The sequence below is a fragment of the Leptospira koniambonensis genome (assembly GCF_004769555.1).
Taxonomy (GTDB): domain Bacteria; phylum Spirochaetota; class Leptospiria; order Leptospirales; family Leptospiraceae; genus Leptospira_B; species Leptospira_B koniambonensis.
The window spans coordinates 226,917-244,871 of the sequence record NZ_RQFY01000007.1 but is presented as its reverse complement, the minus strand read 5'-3'; the positions used below and the strand labels follow the sequence as shown (position 1 = coordinate 244,871).

The 17,955-nt window shown below is 38.9% G+C and carries 17 protein-coding genes and 1 pseudogene; 16 read left to right on the top strand and 2 right to left on the bottom strand.

What is annotated here, in order from left to right; all coding sequences use genetic code 11:
- The first annotated feature begins 9 nt into the window (after positions 1 to 9).
- From EHQ52_RS16490 to EHQ52_RS16425, 15 genes and pseudogenes are all read left to right on the top strand, one after another.
- Positions 10 to 822: an SDR family oxidoreductase gene (locus EHQ52_RS16490; RefSeq protein ID WP_135616272.1), complete on the top strand. Its 813-nt coding sequence runs from the start codon at positions 10 to 12 to the stop codon at positions 820 to 822.
- 15 nt (positions 823 to 837) lie between these two features.
- Positions 838 to 1,260, top strand: a complete 423-nt coding sequence (locus EHQ52_RS16485; RefSeq protein ID WP_135616271.1) for an SRPBCC family protein — start codon at positions 838 to 840, stop codon at positions 1,258 to 1,260.
- Positions 1,261 to 1,411: 151 nt separating this feature from the next.
- Positions 1,412 to 1,777: a PLU-1-like domain protein gene (locus EHQ52_RS16480; RefSeq protein WP_135616270.1), complete on the top strand. Its 366-nt coding sequence runs from the start codon at positions 1,412 to 1,414 to the stop codon at positions 1,775 to 1,777.
- Positions 1,778 to 1,821: 44 nt separating this feature from the next.
- Positions 1,822 to 2,910 carry a DUF1574 domain-containing protein gene (locus EHQ52_RS16475; protein WP_135616269.1) on the top strand — a complete coding sequence of 363 codons (1,089 nt, stop codon included), beginning with the start codon at positions 1,822 to 1,824 and terminating at the stop codon, positions 2,908 to 2,910.
- Positions 2,911 to 3,009: 99 nt separating this feature from the next.
- Positions 3,010 to 4,377: an LIC20035 family adhesin gene (locus tag EHQ52_RS16470; protein ID WP_135616268.1), complete on the top strand. Its 1,368-nt coding sequence runs from the start codon at positions 3,010 to 3,012 to the stop codon at positions 4,375 to 4,377.
- Between the two features lie 162 nt (positions 4,378 to 4,539).
- Complete coding sequence (locus tag EHQ52_RS16465; RefSeq protein WP_208653520.1) at positions 4,540 to 5,154, top strand: LIC20036 family protein; 615 nt, start codon at positions 4,540 to 4,542, stop codon at positions 5,152 to 5,154.
- Positions 5,155 to 5,165: 11 nt separating this feature from the next.
- Entirely contained in the window at positions 5,166 to 6,176 is a 1,011-nt protein-coding gene (locus EHQ52_RS16460) for an AAA family ATPase (protein WP_135616267.1), read from the top strand.
- Between the two features lie 14 nt (positions 6,177 to 6,190).
- A complete protein-coding gene (locus EHQ52_RS16455; protein WP_135616266.1) occupies positions 6,191 to 7,015 on the top strand; it encodes a DUF58 domain-containing protein in 825 nt (274 codons plus the stop codon).
- Positions 7,012 to 7,914 carry an LB_053 family protein gene (locus tag EHQ52_RS16450; RefSeq protein WP_135616265.1) on the top strand — a complete coding sequence of 301 codons (903 nt, stop codon included), beginning with the start codon at positions 7,012 to 7,014 and terminating at the stop codon, positions 7,912 to 7,914. Before EHQ52_RS16455 ends, EHQ52_RS16450 begins: the two co-directional genes overlap by 4 nt.
- Positions 7,911 to 8,855, top strand: a complete 945-nt coding sequence (gene batA, locus EHQ52_RS16445) for a VWA domain-containing protein BatA (RefSeq protein WP_135616264.1) — start codon at positions 7,911 to 7,913, stop codon at positions 8,853 to 8,855. Before EHQ52_RS16450 ends, batA begins: the two co-directional genes overlap by 4 nt.
- Positions 8,852 to 9,850, top strand: a pseudogene (gene batB, locus EHQ52_RS20355) (VWA domain-containing protein BatB); the annotation flags it as partial. The gene batA and the pseudogene batB, both read left to right, overlap by 4 nt.
- Before the next feature lie 9 nt (positions 9,851 to 9,859).
- Complete coding sequence (gene batC, locus EHQ52_RS20350; RefSeq protein ID WP_425269404.1) at positions 9,860 to 10,561, top strand: TPR repeat-containing protein BatC; 702 nt, start codon at positions 9,860 to 9,862, stop codon at positions 10,559 to 10,561.
- Positions 10,558 to 12,153: a BatD family protein gene (locus EHQ52_RS16435; RefSeq protein WP_135616262.1), complete on the top strand. Its 1,596-nt coding sequence runs from the start codon at positions 10,558 to 10,560 to the stop codon at positions 12,151 to 12,153. Before batC ends, EHQ52_RS16435 begins: the two co-directional genes overlap by 4 nt.
- Positions 12,150 to 13,979, top strand: a complete 1,830-nt coding sequence (gene htpG, locus EHQ52_RS16430; protein ID WP_135616261.1) for a molecular chaperone HtpG — start codon at positions 12,150 to 12,152, stop codon at positions 13,977 to 13,979. Before EHQ52_RS16435 ends, htpG begins: the two co-directional genes overlap by 4 nt.
- Before the next feature lie 57 nt (positions 13,980 to 14,036).
- Positions 14,037 to 14,564, top strand: coding sequence for a hypothetical protein (locus EHQ52_RS16425; protein ID WP_135616260.1), 528 nt, complete (start codon positions 14,037 to 14,039; stop codon positions 14,562 to 14,564).
- Here the strand turns inward: EHQ52_RS16425 and EHQ52_RS16420 are convergent.
- Positions 14,545 to 15,039: a hypothetical protein gene (locus EHQ52_RS16420; RefSeq protein WP_135616259.1), complete on the bottom strand. Its 495-nt coding sequence runs from the start codon at positions 15,037 to 15,039 to the stop codon at positions 14,545 to 14,547. The genes EHQ52_RS16425 and EHQ52_RS16420 overlap by 20 nt on opposite strands.
- 109 nt (positions 15,040 to 15,148) lie before the next feature.
- Here EHQ52_RS16420 and EHQ52_RS16415 point away from each other — a divergent pair, with 109 nt between their 5' ends.
- Entirely contained in the window at positions 15,149 to 16,819 is a 1,671-nt protein-coding gene (locus EHQ52_RS16415) for a PhoX family protein (RefSeq protein WP_135616258.1), read from the top strand.
- Here the strand turns inward: EHQ52_RS16415 and EHQ52_RS16410 are convergent.
- Positions 16,816 to 17,784 carry a GDSL-type esterase/lipase family protein gene (locus tag EHQ52_RS16410; protein WP_135616257.1) on the bottom strand — a complete coding sequence of 323 codons (969 nt, stop codon included), beginning with the start codon at positions 17,782 to 17,784 and terminating at the stop codon, positions 16,816 to 16,818. The genes EHQ52_RS16415 and EHQ52_RS16410 overlap by 4 nt on opposite strands.
- Positions 17,785 to 17,955: the final 171 nt, after the last annotated feature.

The following is a 17,955-nucleotide window of genomic DNA, read 5'->3' as shown; positions in this document are numbered from 1 at the left end:
ATAAGCTCGATGCGGACTGATCTTTGGAAAGGCAAGACAATCGTAATTACCGGAGGCTCTTCCGGTATCGGGCAAGCTTTATTAGAAAGTTTATCCCAGATTCCCTGCAAGATTATCAATCTTTCTAGATCGGAGCCAGAGCTTATTCGTAAAATTTCTAAGAAGAAAGAAAAACGTGCAGCGGAAATTTTCCATATTCAGGCGGATCTTTCTTCTGAAAAAGAGATCAACAAAGCAGTTGCTAAGTTGGCAAAACTTACAGATGGCATCGACGTTCTTTTTAATAACGCAGGTATAACCGCTCATTCTAGATTTGACCAAACTCAGATAGAAGCGTTTCGCCAGGCGTTTGATGTGAACTTTTTCGGTCCTGTTTTCCTCACAATGAGACTTCTTCCTTTTTTGAAAAAGAATAAGGGAGCAGTAATGGTAACTTCTACAGTTAGTGGATTGTACGGGGTCCCTGCAAGGAGTGCTTACTCTTCTTCCAAATCTGCGTTACACGCCGTTATGGAATCTGCACGTATAGAACTTTCAGAAGAAGGTCTTAGATTTATTATATTCTGTCCTCCTTATACCAAAACAAAATTAAGAGCAAATGGTATAGATGGAGATGGGCAGAAGCTGGGAGAATCCCATTACTCAGGCAAAAGTAAAACTCCGGAAGAAGTTGCAGAGAAGATGATCCGCTCGATCGAAGATCCAAACTCAAGACTTGTAGTAATGGACAAAAGTGGATTCTTCATGAAATGGATGAGAAATATTTCTCCTTCATTTTTGGAAAAAGTATTATATAAAAAACTTTATAAGGACTTTCATTAAAGGACTTAAGTCTATATGGAAACTAGAAGCATTATTAAAGAATTCAAATATGATTTTCCTTTGGAAAAAGTTTGGAGCGCTGTCACTGTTAACGAGGAATTGATCCATTGGTTGGCGGATAAGGTGACAGGACGTCCTAAGCTCGGCGGCACTTTCTCTTGGACTTGGAATTTAGGTCCAGAAGGAGAACTTACTTCTACAGGTATTTATAAAAAGATCGTTCCTTTCCAAGAGTTAATACTGCAATGGCAAGACCATCCAGCAGGAGATATAGAACTCAAATTAGAGTTCGAAAAAGAAGGTGATGATGTCACTCTTCTTAAACTTACAAACTCAGGATATCCGTTGGGAGAAAAATTCGACCATTGGATCGAGGCTGCTTCTGAAGGTTGGGACGAAGAAAGTATGCATCTACTTCAATACCTTAGAAAGAACTGATATCTCTTTAGTGTCGGATTATGTTTTTATTTTCCGCTTGAACTCTCGGGTCCTTAAAAAAAGATGACATTAGAGCCCCGATATAGGGTGTTCGCGGTCTTTTCTCCATAAGAGGCCAAAGACTGCGAGCTGCTTTTCAAGGCGGTATACAGTGAACTTACCAGAACTAGACCCTTATTTTCAAAGTCTTACGGATATCACCGATACGATTTCGATCATAAACTCTCCATACGAGTCCGAATTCGATTCAGATATTTCTAAGATGGAAAACTTCTTAAACGAGATCCAATCCAACGATTGGCTCGCAACTGAGAAAGAATACTTTAACTTATTCACCAGTCACTTTTCCTTTCATATCAAAATAGTAGAAGAGATCGTTCGTGAAGCTAGAGAGATCTTGGATCCTGAGCGCCGTATACATGTAAAACGTTTGGTAGGATACTGCAAAACAACCGAAGAATGGTTGGCAGATCTTCAAAAGCGCCGTAGAGCCACCGAAACTCTCGCAACTGCTTGATATAATCTATTGACATCCCCGGTCAGCCGGGGAGTCTTGAGTTCGTGTCTGAGAACGAACTCCAATCAAAAGAAAAAATTAATTTTTTCACCCATCCGTTTCTATTTTATCCCGTACTTCTTTTTATATTCATATTCGCTCTAGATAAAATTTTCTTTTTGGATAAGGTCAGAGACTACGTAAAAGTAGAATTGACCTATATCTACTACGACGTTAAGCAGGATCTCCTAAAAGAGATGATCTCTAAGTTTGGCAAAAACGCGGAGAGGAAGTCCAACAAAAAATTGGTACTTCTTATGGGTTCTTCTAGAATGTTATATTTCAAGAACGAGGAGATCTTGGACTTCTATCCTGATTGGGAAGTTTATAATCTTTCTTCTGCAGTAACAACTCCTGCATACTATCTCTACTTTTTAGAAAGATTATTCGAAGCAGGAGTCAAACCCGACTTTCTAGTTTTAGAAGCTGATCCTTTTCAGTTTAATGCAAACAGCACTACATTCAAAAAATCGAATTTAGCGAATAGTTTCGATCTTAGATTCGTTCTTTCCAATTCCTGGGATCTAGGTAAGGAAAATGTGAATTATTATCTCGCGAATTATTTTTTTGGAGTGAGTAAGAACAAGCCGTATTTCACGAATGTTTACGCTCATCTTACCAATAAAAAATTCGAATATGCCGACCAGATCAAAAAACTGACCATAGAATTTTTGCAAAGAGATAAGGGAAATGCAATCTCTCCTGCTGGCGGTTTTATGGAGAAGGACTACGGCAAACTGGAAGCAAGTTCTATCCGTACAATTGGTTGGATCTATCCGAAATATTCTCCATCTGAAATGCAATTTTCATTTTATGAAAAGATCTTGGAAAGGGTGAAGTCAGAAGGAGTTCCTACCTTAGTAGTCCGTCCTGAAGTATCTCTGCCTTTGGAAAATCTTCTAAAAGAATTGAATATACCGGCTCCATGGTGGGAGAGGGTTCGCCCAATCAATCAAAAGTTTGGCGTCCCTATCATAGATATGGCTGAAGCAACAGACTACGAGTGTAATACTTTCGCGGACAGTGGTCATATGGCCGTGGACTGTTACCGTCCATTCTTACGCTTTTTAAGAATGAGATATCCAGGAGAGTAATCCGCTTCTTTCTATATATTTCGCCGGGGAAAGGAGGTTGACGAGAGGAATTGTCTGCCTTAATTTTGCTTCGTTAGATTTTCCCCAAAAGGCGAACCCATGAAAAAAATTATAGTCTGTCCTAAATCTTCGGTTATCGATAACAATAAAATTTCAGGCTTCAAGAGCTTGGCTCCGTGGGGGCAAGCTCTTATATCCACAGCGGTTTCAATCTCTCTTTTGATCGGTTGTTCTTCGGCAACTGTCGTTGAGAACAAGGGCAAGAATGCCGAATTCCAAATTTTAGAGCCGAATATCAGAGTAGAAAAATTCAAAGAAACATTCAATTTAAAGGCAGAAGGTCCGGTTAATTTAGATTGTTCCGGAAAACCTTGTACTCCTGACCAAGCCAGCGCTCTAACTCCTGATCAGATCAAAAAACTAAAACGTAATGGTTCTTGGAAAGAATATGTTGAGAAGGAAGATCTTCAAAAAAATAAATTCTCCGTTCTGACCCGCGTAGGTGATTACAAGGACGATAAAAGAGAAGGTATCTGGAAAACATTATACGAAACAGGAGAAACTTTAAGAGAAACTCCTTATGTTGCCGGTTTAAAAGAAGGGGAAGAGAAAAAACTCGCAAAAGACGGGACCCAACTTGAAAGCACAATCTATAAAGCTGACAAGAAGAATGGACCATACTGGTCTAAAACAGACAAAGGGATCCTAAGCGACGAAGGTACTTACGCAGACGATAAAAAGGTAGGGACCTGGAAAGATTTTTATAATGAAGACGGAGCTAAAAAATCCGTAATCGACTTCAAAGACGGCAAAAAAAGCGGTAAAGAAACGAACTATCATAAAGACGGAAATACTGTCTCTTCCGAAGGAAACAATTCGGATGATCTAAAAACGGGTTATTGGAAAAACTATTATGAGAATGGCTCCCCTCAATCAGAAGGTAACTACGCTCCTAAAGGTACAGGTGCAGATAGAAAATCTCTTAGAATAGGCGCTTGGAAAGAATATTACAAAAACGGAAAGGTCTTTGCTGAAGGGCAGAGAGATCATACTCGTAAGGGAGATTGGACTTTCTATTGGAGCACCGGAAATCCTGCGTATAAAGGAACCATGATGAACGAAATGATGATGAGTTCCGCAGAAGTATACGATAAGGACGGAACAATCCAAGGAAAAGGAAAACTTCTTTTCGACCTTTTACTTATGGATGAAAAAACGGATGAATTGAAGGCAAAATACAAGCCTGATTTCCCTTTTGCATATTATAAAAATGGAAAGAAGTCCTTTGAAATTGCTGCAAACGGTACTGCGGTCGAGTATGACGAGTCAGGAGCAAAGATTGGACAAGGGCCGATTATGCCTGGGACAAACCAAAAAAACGATTGTTGGACCACTCCTCAGGGTAAAAAATATTACGTAAATGGTAGAGAAAATCCTAAAATGGGAGAACTACAAGGCTGTAAGTGATCTTTGGCCTTAAGTCACTCAGTTTCTCAAGTATAAAAAGCTCGGGGATTTTTCTCCGGGCTTATAATATTTAGAAAGGCTTTTCTCAATCTGTAAAATTCTTCTCTGATCTGTGTGGGAATTCCAACATGGACTCAAGAATCGAAAAAGGGAATTCTTGCCTTGGAAAAAATTATCACAAATAACGATCTCAAAAAAATCAGCCTAGGGATACTGGTCGCTGCTCCTTTATTCTTCCTGCTTGGATATTTTGTCCGAGGATGTAGTTCAGTAAATCGGCAGGCAAAGGTAACCTATAGCGGCTCCTTTACTGAAGGAACTTTGGTTTCTTTAAATTCTAAAAATGTAATATTGCAAGATCCTGATTTTTCTATTCCTTTAGAAACAGTGGAGAAGATAGAATTTCTGGAAGACGCCCAAAGTTTAAGTCCTAATCAGGTCCCTTTGAGTGACTCAGAAAAATCATTTGTAGGAACTTATAAGATACAGATCGGGACTCATAAAGGTGTATTAAGTATCTTCCCTCGTAAGACTGGAGGGATCGGAGCTACTTTACGTTTTACGAACTGGGGAAAAGGATCAAACGAGATCCTCACAGGCATTCGAGTCACAGGTAAGTCGATTCGGTTTGTAAGATCCTGTGCAGGAGCAAGATGTTCCGAAATAGGAAGTAATGTACCTTTCACTCAAACTTATACCGGAGATCTGGACGGCAAAAAAATTGAAGGCGCATACCAAGGTACTAACAGTTCAGGCCGTTGGATTGCGGAACGTTAATAGGAAATAATATGGAATCAATCGCCAAAGATCGTGAGAATATTCCTTTATCTGAATCCGATATTCATTTTGCAAAAGATACATTGGACCGGATCCGCCAGGAACTAGCTGGAGAAATTACTGGCCAAGAAGCAGTAGTTAAAAATCTGCTTATCTCTTTGGCCTGCCAGGGTCATGTTCTTTTGGAAGGAATGCCAGGGCTTGCTAAAACACTTTTGGCAAAATCTTTATCTTCTGCATTGGATCTGGATTTTAAAAGAGTGCAGTTCACGCCTGACCTTCTTCCTGCAGACTTGATCGGAACAGTTGTATTTAATCCTAAAAATGGAGAATTCACAACTCGCAAGGGTCCAATCTTCACTGGAGTCTTGCTTGCAGATGAGATCAATAGGGCACCAGCAAAAGTACAATCTGCTCTTTTGGAATGTATGGAAGAGAGAACCGTCACAATAGGAGAGAATACTTTTCCGTTAGAGAGACCTTTCTTAGTATTAGCTACAGAAAATCCTATCGATCAAGATGGGACTTATCCTTTGCCAGAGGCGCAAATGGATCGTTTTTTTATGAAGGTTCTTGTAGATTATCCTGATATGGATGAAGAACTCGCTATTCTCGAGCAACATGGTAGACTTGCAGCTGGTCCAAAACGTATTAAAAAAACTGCAACTGCTAAGGATGTATTAAAGATCTCTTCTCTTGTAGATAGGGTTCATGTAGAACCTAAATTAAAAAGTTATATAGTTCGTCTGGTAAGGAACACTCGCCCGGAAGAAAAGACTGTACCGGATCTTCTTCCTTATGTAAAACATGGAGCTTCTCCTAGAGCAAGTTTAAGTTTGCTGAAAGCATCCAAAGCAAAAGCATTATGGGAAGGAAGAGACTATGTGGCTCCGGAAGATGTGAAAGCAGTTCTTCCAGAGATACTTCGTCATAGAATTTTACTCACTTTCGAAGCAATCTCTGAAGATGTGGGGATCGAGTCAGTGGTTCGGATCGTTTCAGATGCAACTCAGGTGCTTTGATCTAATTAACTAAGATGTTCCGTAAAGAATATCAAAACCTGATCCAACTTTTGGATTTTAAGGAGAGAGGATTTTCTCTTAGGAGTAGACAAGGTACAGCTACAAGTTCCAGAAAGGGTAGGGGAGTAGATTTTAAAGATGTGCGCCCTTATGCTGTCGGCGATGATACAAGGCTGATTGATTGGAATGTTACTTCTAGATTCGGAGAATTACATGTAAGAGAGTTCTACGAAGAGAAAGAAAGACTCGGAGTTTTTTTTCTGGATGTTTCTGAATCTATGGATTGGAGCAGCTCAGAATGGACCAAGGCGGAGAATGCTTTCCAGGTTTTAGCTCTATTAGTTTTACTTTATGTTCGAAAAGGAAATCTTGCTAAGATCCTTCTCTATTCAGATCGATTAGAATGGGAAACTGGTTATATTCGAAATATGGAAGAAGCTCTCTCTTCTCTAGAAAAGGTTCGTTCTTACCCTCATCGAAAACTAAAAACAGATCCAAAACTTCCATTTATACTTTTAAAGAATAGGATCAGAAGGTATACTGATTCTTATATACTTTCTGATTTTCATGGACTTCCCTCTTTAAAAAAACTCACAGGTCTCAGAAGATTCCATACTCTACATGCGATCCGATTCAAGGACCGTTTGGAAGAGAGTGCGCCCAGAGGTTTTTTCCAATTTTTCTTATTAAAAGACCCAGAAACTGGCTCTATTCCATCTCCCTTAGGTGGAAGTATCAAAAAGAATCTAGAATTTTTATTTAAGTCCAGATGTTTGGAGTTAGAAGGAAAGGACACAGACCCGAATAAACTTCTAGAATATTGGAGAAGTATGTCATGAAGGCGGAAGGTTGCCGTCGGAGATCCTTGGATCGTATTCAATTTTTCTACTATATATTCTATGTATTTCTTTTATTCTTCGCAATACCAACATTTGCTTGGAAAGAAGATTGGGAACCTAAAGAAGTCGGGATCGGAGATCAGGCGCAATACGTGTTGGAATTCCAACAAGGAGAGATCCAAAATCCGGAGCTACCGTCTAAGGGAATGTATCCTGATCCGGAATCTCCAGATCTTCCATTATTCGAAGTAATCTCCTCTGAAATTTCAGATACAAAGATCAAGTTAAGCGTTGCTTATTATGCATCCGGGACTTTTTATTTGCCCATTGTTTGGAAAGATAAGGACGGAAAAGAATTTCATTCAGAACTGGCTTTGACTGTTCGTTCTTCCATAGGGGAGAAGGACAAAACTCCTGAGGAGATCCTACCACCTCTGGAATTTTCAGGAAAGTACGGTTTGAAGCTTGCGGCAATCCTCGCGGGTTTGGCTGCATTGGGTTTAGGGCTCTTCTATGCTTGGTATCTAAACCAAACGGCATCTAAAAGAACTATGGACGCACTCGTAGAAGCAGATCCTTGGATCCAGAAAATTCTAATATACGAAAGTAAACTAGACGAGATCATAAATACTCCTCCAGTATTTGCTCGGACCTTTTATAGGGTTTTATCTGGTTATATTCGAGAGAATATGTCTAAAAAGATGAATGCTCCATTTGCACATTTCACCGAAGCAGAATTATTCCAACGTATTTACGATTCATTTGGATTGGAAGAAGAGGCAGCCAAAAACTGGGAGAATATTTTCCGTAAAGCGCAATATTCAGGAGAAGAATTGCAGATCTCTTCAGACGAGGCTTCGAAAGCCTGGGATTATTGGAAGGAGGCTCTTTCCAAATGACGGAATGGGAGTCTCCATATTATCTTTTCCTAATTCTACCTATCTGGGCTTGGACATTTTATTCTTATTGGAAGAATGAACCAGCCCTTGGAATAGAACTTAGGATCCCTGGCAAGGTTCACGCTCAAACATTCTACTTAAAACAATTTTTATCTTCAATTGCTCCTTTAGTTCGTCCGATTGCGTTAACATTATTCGTGATCGCAGTTGCAGGTCCTGGGAAAAGATATAGATTTCTTCCGGATGAGACTAAGGGAGTGGATATCATTCTTGCATTGGATGTATCCGGTTCCATGTCTAAAAGTAGGGATTTCTTACCTGAGACACGTTTAGGAGTTTCTAAAAAATTACTCAAAGAGTTTATTAGAAAAAGAGAAAATGATCGTTTAGGATTAGTAGTATTTGCAGGAGGAGCCTATCTGCAATCTCCTTTGACAAGCGATAGAGAAGTATTAGAAGAAATATTAAGCCAAGCAGAAGAAGAAACAGTTCCAGAACAAGGAACTGCTATAGGTGATGCACTCATTCTTTCCTGTTATAGATTACGGAGGTCTCCTGCAAAATCCAAGGTGATAGTGCTCATAACGGATGGTGCTTCGAATACTGGTCGTATAGATCCTGTGACAGCAACAGAGATCGCAAAAGGTGTAGGAGTTAAAATTTATTCCATTGGTATTGGGAAAGAAGACCAATCTTATGAGGTGAATTTCGAAATTTTGGATATACTTTCCAAAAGAACTGGAGGAGTATTTTATAGGGCAGAAGATATCAGTGAGCTCCGAGAAGTTTTAGCTTCTATCGATTCTCTGGAAAAAGACCTCTTGATCCTTCCTCCTGAAGAAGTAAGAGAATCGGAATCCTTAATTTTTCTGACCTATGCACTTGCATTATTGGGTTTGGATCTGCTCTTAAGATCTTGGGTGTTTCGGTATTACGTATGAGCGAAACTTTTTTAGAATCTTTTTGGATCTCACTCGGACTCATATTCTTTGCTTATTCTTTGTTTAAGCTTGCTTTTTATTTTTATTGGAGCCGCTGGAAAAAATCCTATCCGGGCTTGCAAAGAGAATCCAAGGTTCCTCCTTTTTATATAGTTCTCGCAAGGATCTTGCTGCTTGCCTCTGTATTTTATCTTTCTTATTTTGCATACCAAAGAACTGAATCCACTAAGTCTAAGGAAGAGGAAGTCTCCAGGGGTGTGGATTTTCTATTCTTGGTGGATGTAAGTCTTTCAATGCAATCTGTGGATACTCGTCCTTCTCGAATCATAAGAGCAAAAGAAACAATCTTAAGACTTCTTCCTCAACTGAATGGGAACAGATTTGGTATGATCGTTTTTGCTGCTTCTCCATTTGTGTATTGTCCAATGACTTCAGATGCCCGCGCATTTTCCGAGTATGTGAGAGGTTTGGACGTAGATATAGTAGGAGATCGAGGAACTGATTTGAAGTCTGCGTTTAAAAAGGCAGAAGAAGTTTTGAATTCTAATCAGGTTTTACGAAATCGGATCTTAGTTTTAATTTCTGACGGAGAGGATATGGATTCTCCTGGTATTGTAAAATTTCCCGCTGAGGTTTGGGTTTGGTCTGTAGGAACTCCAACAGGAGGGCCTATAGGATATTCTGAAGATGGATCCAAAGTATACGGATTTTTGACCAAGGATGGATCTTTGGTTCCTTATGAAAATTCTCCAGGTGTTATTGTATCTAAATCCAATCCTGGATTTTTAAAAGAACTGGCATCTGCAAATGAGGGTAGATTTTTATCTTTAGATTCGGAAAGCCCTGAGACTAGTGATGTAAAATCCTGGATCAGTTCCATGGAAAAAAACACAGGACAGAGAATTAGAAATTTAAGAAGGGCAGAAGGCGCTAAAAAGTTTTTAATTCCTGCACTTTTACTTTTGTTGTTTGATTTTTTTGTATTAGAGTTCTGGGGGAAATTTTTGGTAAAACTTTCTAAAAAAATTGCTCCTGCGCTCCTACTTCTTTTTTCATTTTGGGGAAGAGATATTTATTCATTCGAATTAGATCCTGGAGGAAATAGGATCAAAGAGGGTAGGAACTCCTACGAGCAAGGTGATTATAAAAATTCCTTAGAGAGATATAAGGAAGCAGATCCTTATTTTCCAGAAGATCCTAGACTGGAATTCAATCGCGGAGATTGTGAATACAAATCAGGGAATTTAGATAAGGCAATCCGTCATTTTGAAAAGTCCTCTGATTCAAAAGATCCCGCATTGAGAGCACAATCTCATTTTAATTTAGGAAATTCTTATCTAAAACTGGGAGATCGTAAAAAAGCAGCAGAACATTATCTTCGTTCTCTGAAAGAAAATCCTAATTTAGAATCTGCTAAAAAGAACTTAGAATGGTTGCGTAAACTTCCTCCTTCAGAGGGGAAAGAAGGTTCTGAAAATAAAGAAAGTACATCTGAGGAAAAGGAAGATAAGTCTTCTGTTTCTAAACAAGGTCCCAAAGGAAAAGAGAAGGCGGACAAACAATCCAAGTCCGGTTCTGGAAAAGATCAGAAAGATAAAAACAAATCTAAAATGGAAGACGAATTGGACCGTATCATGGAGTCCATGGATTTGGATTCAGTAAAAAGAAGAAGCCCAGGCTCTCGGAACAAAGAGGTGTTCTGGTGAAACGTTTCCTTCTTCTTTTACTATTGGGAGCTTTTCCTTTATTTGCGCAAGGTCCCAAATTTTATCTTAGCCAGACCAGAGCGGATCTGGGAGATGCAGTATTTATAATTTTAGAAACAGAAGGTGGTGCGCAGGTCCGTTTAATAGAAAAAGAGTTTAATGGGCAGGGAATCAAAGCTGTTTATTGGGGCACAGAAGAGAATACCACCATCATAAACTTCAAAGTATATCGCAAAAAACTAATTAAGTATAGACTAACAGTTTCTGCACCAGGACGATTTTCTGTTCCAGAAATAGAAGTAGAAGTGGACGGACAAAAAATAGGATCTGGAATGATGGCCTTGGAAATTTCTCCAAGAAGTTCCACTGCAAATAAATCTTCCGGATTTTTTTCGAATCGTTATTTTTTTAGCGAAGAAACAGAAGGTCCTGAAGACGGAGACTTGAAAGTTCTTTTCAGAACAAACAAAGATCAGGTCTGGGTAGGGGAGCCTATATTAGGATTTTTTACTTTATATTACAGAAATGCGATACGTCCTTATATTGACCGGGATTTTTCAAGCTCTATAGAATTTCCTTATTTTAGAAGTGAAGCACTTTCTGGAATTAATCTTTTGATCCCGGAACAAGTGGTTTACGAAGGATTAGAATTCGAAACAGCAGTTTATAATAAAGAAACTTTCATTCTTACACCTTTAAAAAAGGGGGAATATTCTTTAGGATCTACAGTATTCCATTTAGAAGGAAGACAACAGTCATTCTTTCATATGAGAAGTATTAAGACGATCCCAAGCAGAATTTTTGTAAAGGATTTGCCTTCTCCTTCTCCATCAGAATTTAAGGGAGCAGTCGGCAATTTTAAAATAGGTTTAGAGGAATATCCTAAGGCAGCTTTTTTAGGAGAGCCATTTCAGTTTAAACTAACTATCTCAGGAAATGGAAATCTTTCTTCTATTAAAGATCCTTTATTGAGTGTATGTGATCCTAGTTGTTATCCTGAGATTACTTATTTGCAAACAAGACAGCAAAGAGATTTTAGAGAACTTGGTCCTGGAGAATTTGGATTTTATTTAAATCATTCTTATCATTATTCAGTACTTCCTAAAAAAGAAGGGATCTGGAAACCAGAAGATCTGAAATTTACTTTTTTCAATCCTGGTTCTGGAAGATATGAATCTGCCGCTCTTCGTTTTCCTGGTTTGGAGATTGGACCTCCTAGACCGAAGCAGGAAATTGCGATTGAGGATACTGTAAGTAAGGGAGGATCTTTTCTATTAGTTTCTGTTCTTCTTTCTTTTGTATTTATTGGAGCAGGTGCGTTTACGGTTTTAACATTGCGTAAGAAGTATCAAACCGAGGCAGTATTGAAACGACTTGACCTCTGGATAGGTTCTAAAAGAGGTTTTGTTTTGAAACATTCTGTGATGACCAAGGGATTACCTGAGGAAGAAGCAAGTCTTCTTGCAGGTTGGAAGTCCGACATGGTTCCATTGACTGAAACCTATAAGAGTTTGGGACCTTCTTCCAAAACGACTCTGATTAGGATATCAAATTGGTTGTCTGATAAATTGAAAGAGGAGCAATCCGAATGAGCGAAGAAGTAAAAGGTAGGATTTCCGTAGAAACGGAGAATATTTTCCCTATCATTAAAAAATGGTTATATTCTGAAAAAGACATATTCTTAAGAGAGCTAATTTCTAACGCATGCGACGCAATTGCTAAACTTAAGAAAATTTCCTTGAATGAAGAGTTCGAGGGAGGAACGGATTATAGGATTGATCTGGACTTTGACCAAGAAACCAGGATCTTAACTATCCAAGATAACGGGATCGGGATGACCAACGAAGAGGTGAACCGTTATATCAATCAGATCGCATTTTCTGGTGCAGAAGAATTCGTAAAAAAGTACCAATCAGAAGGGGACAAGCCTGAGATCATCGGGCATTTCGGTTTGGGATTTTATTCCAGCTTTATGGTTTCTTCTAAGGTTAAAATAGAAACCAAATCTTATAAGAAGGGGAGTACCCCTGTTGTCTGGGAAAGTGAATCGGGTACTGAGTTTTCTTTAAAGTCTGGTGATAGATCAGACAGAGGAACCAAGATCAGTTTGTATCTAGATGGAGATTCCGGAGAATATTTGGATTCTTGGAAACTAAAAGAATTAGTTCGTAAATACTGTGATTTCCTTCCTGTTCCAATTTACGTAAAAGAGGAGAAGGCAAACAAACAAACTCCATTATGGAGTGAACAACCTTCTTCTGTTAAAAAAGAACAGTATGATGAGTTCTATCAGTATCTATTTCCTTTTGCAGGAGAGCCTTTATTTCATGTTCACTTAAATGTGGATTATCCTTTTAGGCTGCAAGGTATCCTTTATTTCCCAAGACTTAAACATGAGTTAGACGCAAATCGAATGGGGATCAAACTTTATTGTAATCATGTGTTTGTCTCTGACGAAGCAAAAGAGTTGGTTCCTCAATTTTTAACTGTTCTACAAGGAACTCTTGATATTCCGGATCTTCCTTTGAACGTTTCCAGATCGTATCTCCAAAATGATCCTTTAGTAAAAAAGATCTCTTCTCATATCGTTAAAAAAGTTTCAGACAAATTGCTGGAAGAATGGACCAAAAATCCGGATGAATTCCGCAAGAACTGGGACGAGATCTCATTATTTGTTAAATATGGAATGATGACTGACGAGAAATTTTATGAGTCAGCAAAAAGTTTGATCTTCTTCCGATCATCTAACGGTGATTTAACGAAATTAGAAGAATATTTGGAAAGAAATAAAGAGAAGAACTCAGGCAAAGTATATTATGCAGGAGAAGCAGAACTTTCTTCCGTGTATATGGATCTTCTCAAATCTCAAGGACTGGAAGCTTTACTTGTAGATTCTCGCATTGATAATCATTTCCTTCAATTTTTAGAAGGCAAAAATCCAGATCTGAAATTCCAAAGAGTAGATTCAGAACTTGCAGATCAGGTTTTGGATAAGGATGCAAGTCCTGATCTTGCAGACCAAGATAACAAAACTACTGAAGATAGGCTTAAGGAAATTTTCGCTAAGGCAATTGCGAGAGAAGGTGTGGAGATCAAAACAGAGGCATTGAAGTCTGAAGATATTCCTTCTGTAATTCTATTGCCGGAACATCTAAGACGTTTAGCGGAGATGGGCCAGATGTATGGACAAAAACCAGGGGATTTCCTGAAGAATCATACTCTTCTTCTGAATCGCAAATCTAAATTGGTCAAAAACATTCTAGGTCTTTCTAAAGGTGTACATCCGGAGAAGGCGGAAAAATTGGCTCGTTCTGTGTACGATCTGGCATTGTTAGGTGCCAAGTTGATCGGAGAGGACGAATTGAGTGATTTGATACGCCGTCAAAGGGACTTGTTGGAAGATCTTTCCTCGGATTAATATCGAAAAAAAAGGGGGGAAATTGGGGATCGTACCGATATCTTTAATGGTACCGGTATGCGGACACCGATTTTCCCGATTTTAATAGCGCTGATTTTACTTACCTCTGCCGGTTTACATTCTCAAGAACCGAGCAAGGGCAAACCGTCCTCTGAGGACGAAGGCGAAGTGCATAAGGACGGCAGGTCTTTAGATAAGGAATATTACGAATATTATTTTAAAACTCTTCCCAACTTAGATGTTTTGGAAAAAGAGAAGTTGGAATACAACTTGATCCGTTCCTTAAAACTTGAGTTGAGAAAAAGAGATCCGGAAAAAATGACTCCGGAAGAACTTAAAAAAGTAAACGCGACCTCAGTACGATATGAGCGTGTGTTTGAAGATTCCATTTGGGTGCGAGGGATCAGAAAACAAATGCAGTATTTAAAATTTAAAGATTTTATGTTCGTGATTGTCTACGAAAAGTATTACTGCTTTATTTCGTATGAGATGAATCCTGCCAGATATATACAAGAGCCTTATCAGGTGCAGTTGATCTTTAAAAAGGACAGCGCCTTTAATACTACTACTCTACCTCAGCCTTAAACGTTCTGAAATAAAGACTGACCAATACTAGTCCGAAAGAGAACAAAATCCCGAATATAAAAAATTCCTGCATAAAGCCGAAACCGGGAGGTGGGGCAGTATTCCCTACGATCCTGCCTAGGATCTTTGTTTTTCCGAAACTATTCCAGACTAAAGTGCGGACTTGGACTGTATCTCCCACTCTCATTCTTCGGTTTGTGGTTTGGTCTACCTCTTCTGTGACCTCGTGTTTTTTACCTTGTTCGTCTGGTACTAAATAGGTGTACACATTTACAGTTCTGCCTAACTTACTGAGTTTTGTATTCTCTACCAAAACCCCGAACTCTTTGTTTCCAGGAAGAGATAAATTTTTGTAGATCGATTCTAAACTTTTGTTTTCCCAATAAACTGCGACGGACAGAGGAAGAAAGAACGCAAGAGAAATCCAGCCCATGATAAAAAGGATCTTATAGAATGGGGTAGAGTTCGTTTTCATTCTCAAGCTTTATGATCTTTTTCGACAGGGATTATTACAACCAAGTTTCCTTTTTCTGTAGGAAGAAAAAACGAATGGTCTAGAGAGTTAGGTTCAGTATTCTTAGGATATGAAGGTATCTAGATCCGACTTTTTGAAATATATGGGAAAGGGGATGTTGGCTGTGACTGCGGCCCGGACCTTAGATCTGTTTTCGGAGCCCGCAAATAAACCTTCTAATAAAGTACATTCTTCACATCCTTCTTCTCCAAAAACGAAAAAGGAAATCTCTTCCAAAATTCCAGGAAGTAATTTTAAACCTCTAAGGCCAAATACAAACGATGAACTGATCTTAGCTGCTGGTTTTACATACGATTTGATCGCAGTGTATGGAGATAAGATAAACTCTAAAGGAGATACTTTCGGTTATGCTGCTGATTTTAACTGCTTCTTCCAATTTCCGAATGATCCAAACTCTGCACTTCTTTGGACAAATCACGAATACTTAAACGAATTAGAATATTATGTAACCGGTTATGATTATAACCAAAAAGGTCCAAATAATAGAACTCCTGAACAGATCGAAAAATATTTGTATTCATTGGGCGGATCTATCATTGGACTACGCAAATCCAAAGGGACTTGGGTATTAGATCCAGAATCTAAATACGGAAGAAGGATAAACGGAAGGTCGGAATTCCAACTGAAAGGGCCAGTTGCCGGCTCTGAAACAATTTCAGGTAAAACAAAGGTGCATGGAACATTTGCGAACTGTTCCGGAGGACAAACATTGTGGAACACTGTACTCTCCTGCGAAGAAAACTACGAAATGGTTGTCGAAGATTGTAAACTGGAAGATCCAAAAGAGTACGGTTGGATCATAGAAGTCGATCCTTTTGATCCTTCTTCCATTCCAGTAAAACATACTGCACTTGGAAGATTCTCTCATGAGAATGCTGCATTAACTGTTTCTCCGTCCGGAAAATTAGTGGTGTATATGGGAGATGATTCTAAGGACCAATGCGTTTATAAGTTTGTCTCCGAGAAAAATTATGATCCTAAAAAAGGAAAATTAAACTCCGAACTTTTAGATGAAGGAACCCTATACGTAGGTAATTTCGAAAAATGTGTATGGGTTCCATTAGATCTGGAAAAAAATCCAAATCTCAAAAACGCAAAAGATAAAGAAGGGAGTATTAAATTCAAGACCCAAGCAGATGTTCTGGTATCATGTAGAGATGCCGCAAAAACTGCAGGTGGAACTCCAATGGATAGGCCAGAAGATCTAGAAGTCCATCCATTAGATAAATCTGTTTTTGTATCTTTTACAAATAATGATTCTCATGGAAATTTTTACGGACAAATAGTTCGTATCAAAGAAGAAAATTCTGACGCCGATTCAGTTCGTTTCGAGTTTGAAGTGTTTGTTGCCGGGGGAGGGAAGAGTGGATTTTCTTCTCCAGATAATTTGGCTTTTGATTCTTCTGGAAATCTTTGGATGGTTACCGATATGACAACTCGTTTACTCGGAAAATCCATCTTCAAAAAATTCGGGAATAATGGTATGTTCTTTATTCCTACAAGCGGAGAAGATGCAGGAAAAGCCTTCCAATTTGCTTCTGCTCCGATAGGTGCTGAACTTACAGGTCCATGGTTTACACCTGACGAAGAATACCTATTTTTGTCTGTGCAGCATCCAGGAGAAGACACCAGGGATTATGATGTTCCTACAAGCCGCTGGCCTGCCAGAACGAAGGGAGATATTCCTAGACCGGGAGTGGTCGCGATTAGAAGGGCTTAGTTTCCCTTCTTCATCCCAGACTTTCCTTTTAATAGCTGCTGTAATATTTCTTTTGGAGGAGTCATCTGTTTGATCTCTTCTTGGGAAGGCGTTAATTGTTTTTCAGTTTTTCCCGTTGTAATGCCGTCGCAAGGGCTCTCTTGATTCGCAGGTTGGGCTTTGATTGCACGGATCCATGAGCATGCTATTTTCAAATATCCATTTGCACTAGGATGGATCCCGTCATTAGAATAATCTTGCCCAGGTTGCAGCGTACTGTGCATGTCTACAAGAGTCATTCTTGCTCTACTGGCAGGAGGGAGATTGATCCAATTGCTCGCGATATAGTTATTATATTTAAAAATTACTTTATTAACAGTTTCGTAACCGACCAAAGGAGGAGCTGTCTTGATGATCTGGGCAACGAAAATATATGTCTTTGGATTGCTGTTCAGCAAGGTCTGCAACATATTGAATAAATTTTGACCGGTAGTTGTAGCAAGTTGATTGATTTGAGCATCAGTTGGATTTTGAATTTCTAAAATTGGCCACATATCGTTTGTTCCAGCATGCACCAAAGTAATGTTAGCAAAACTGGCCCTAGCGGCAATTGGTGTTAAATCTTCGACTGTCCATCCAGGATAACCATCATGGGTTTGAGTATTCGTGAGCCATTGCTGAAAATAAGATCCTCCGCTTTGATAACCTTCTGTAGTGAAAACGATACCGTCTCCGTTTAACGAAAGTAGAGTCATCCATCCACGATACCCACCACCTTTTGTTCCAGGAGGCATACATACATATTGGAAGATTTCATACATTGGACATTGCCAATCGTTCGTAAATCCGATCCCGTAGGTAATTGAATCACCAAATGGGCGAATTAAAATAGGATTGGTTAATTTGTAAGGAGCAGGCTGAGCGCTTATGATCGTGCTGAATAATAAAGAAATTATAATAAACGTCCAGATAATAGACTTTTTCATTTTTACAAGTACCTATCGAGTGGATGATAGTTTTCCCCTTGCCGGATTAGTCAATTTATTTTAATATATTATGTAAATATTGTGTACTGCCTAACTTAGGCGAAAAAGTTTGGACTATTCTTTAAGGAAAATTTAAAGTATAGATCGAAAGTCTCGATCTAACGAGCTGGA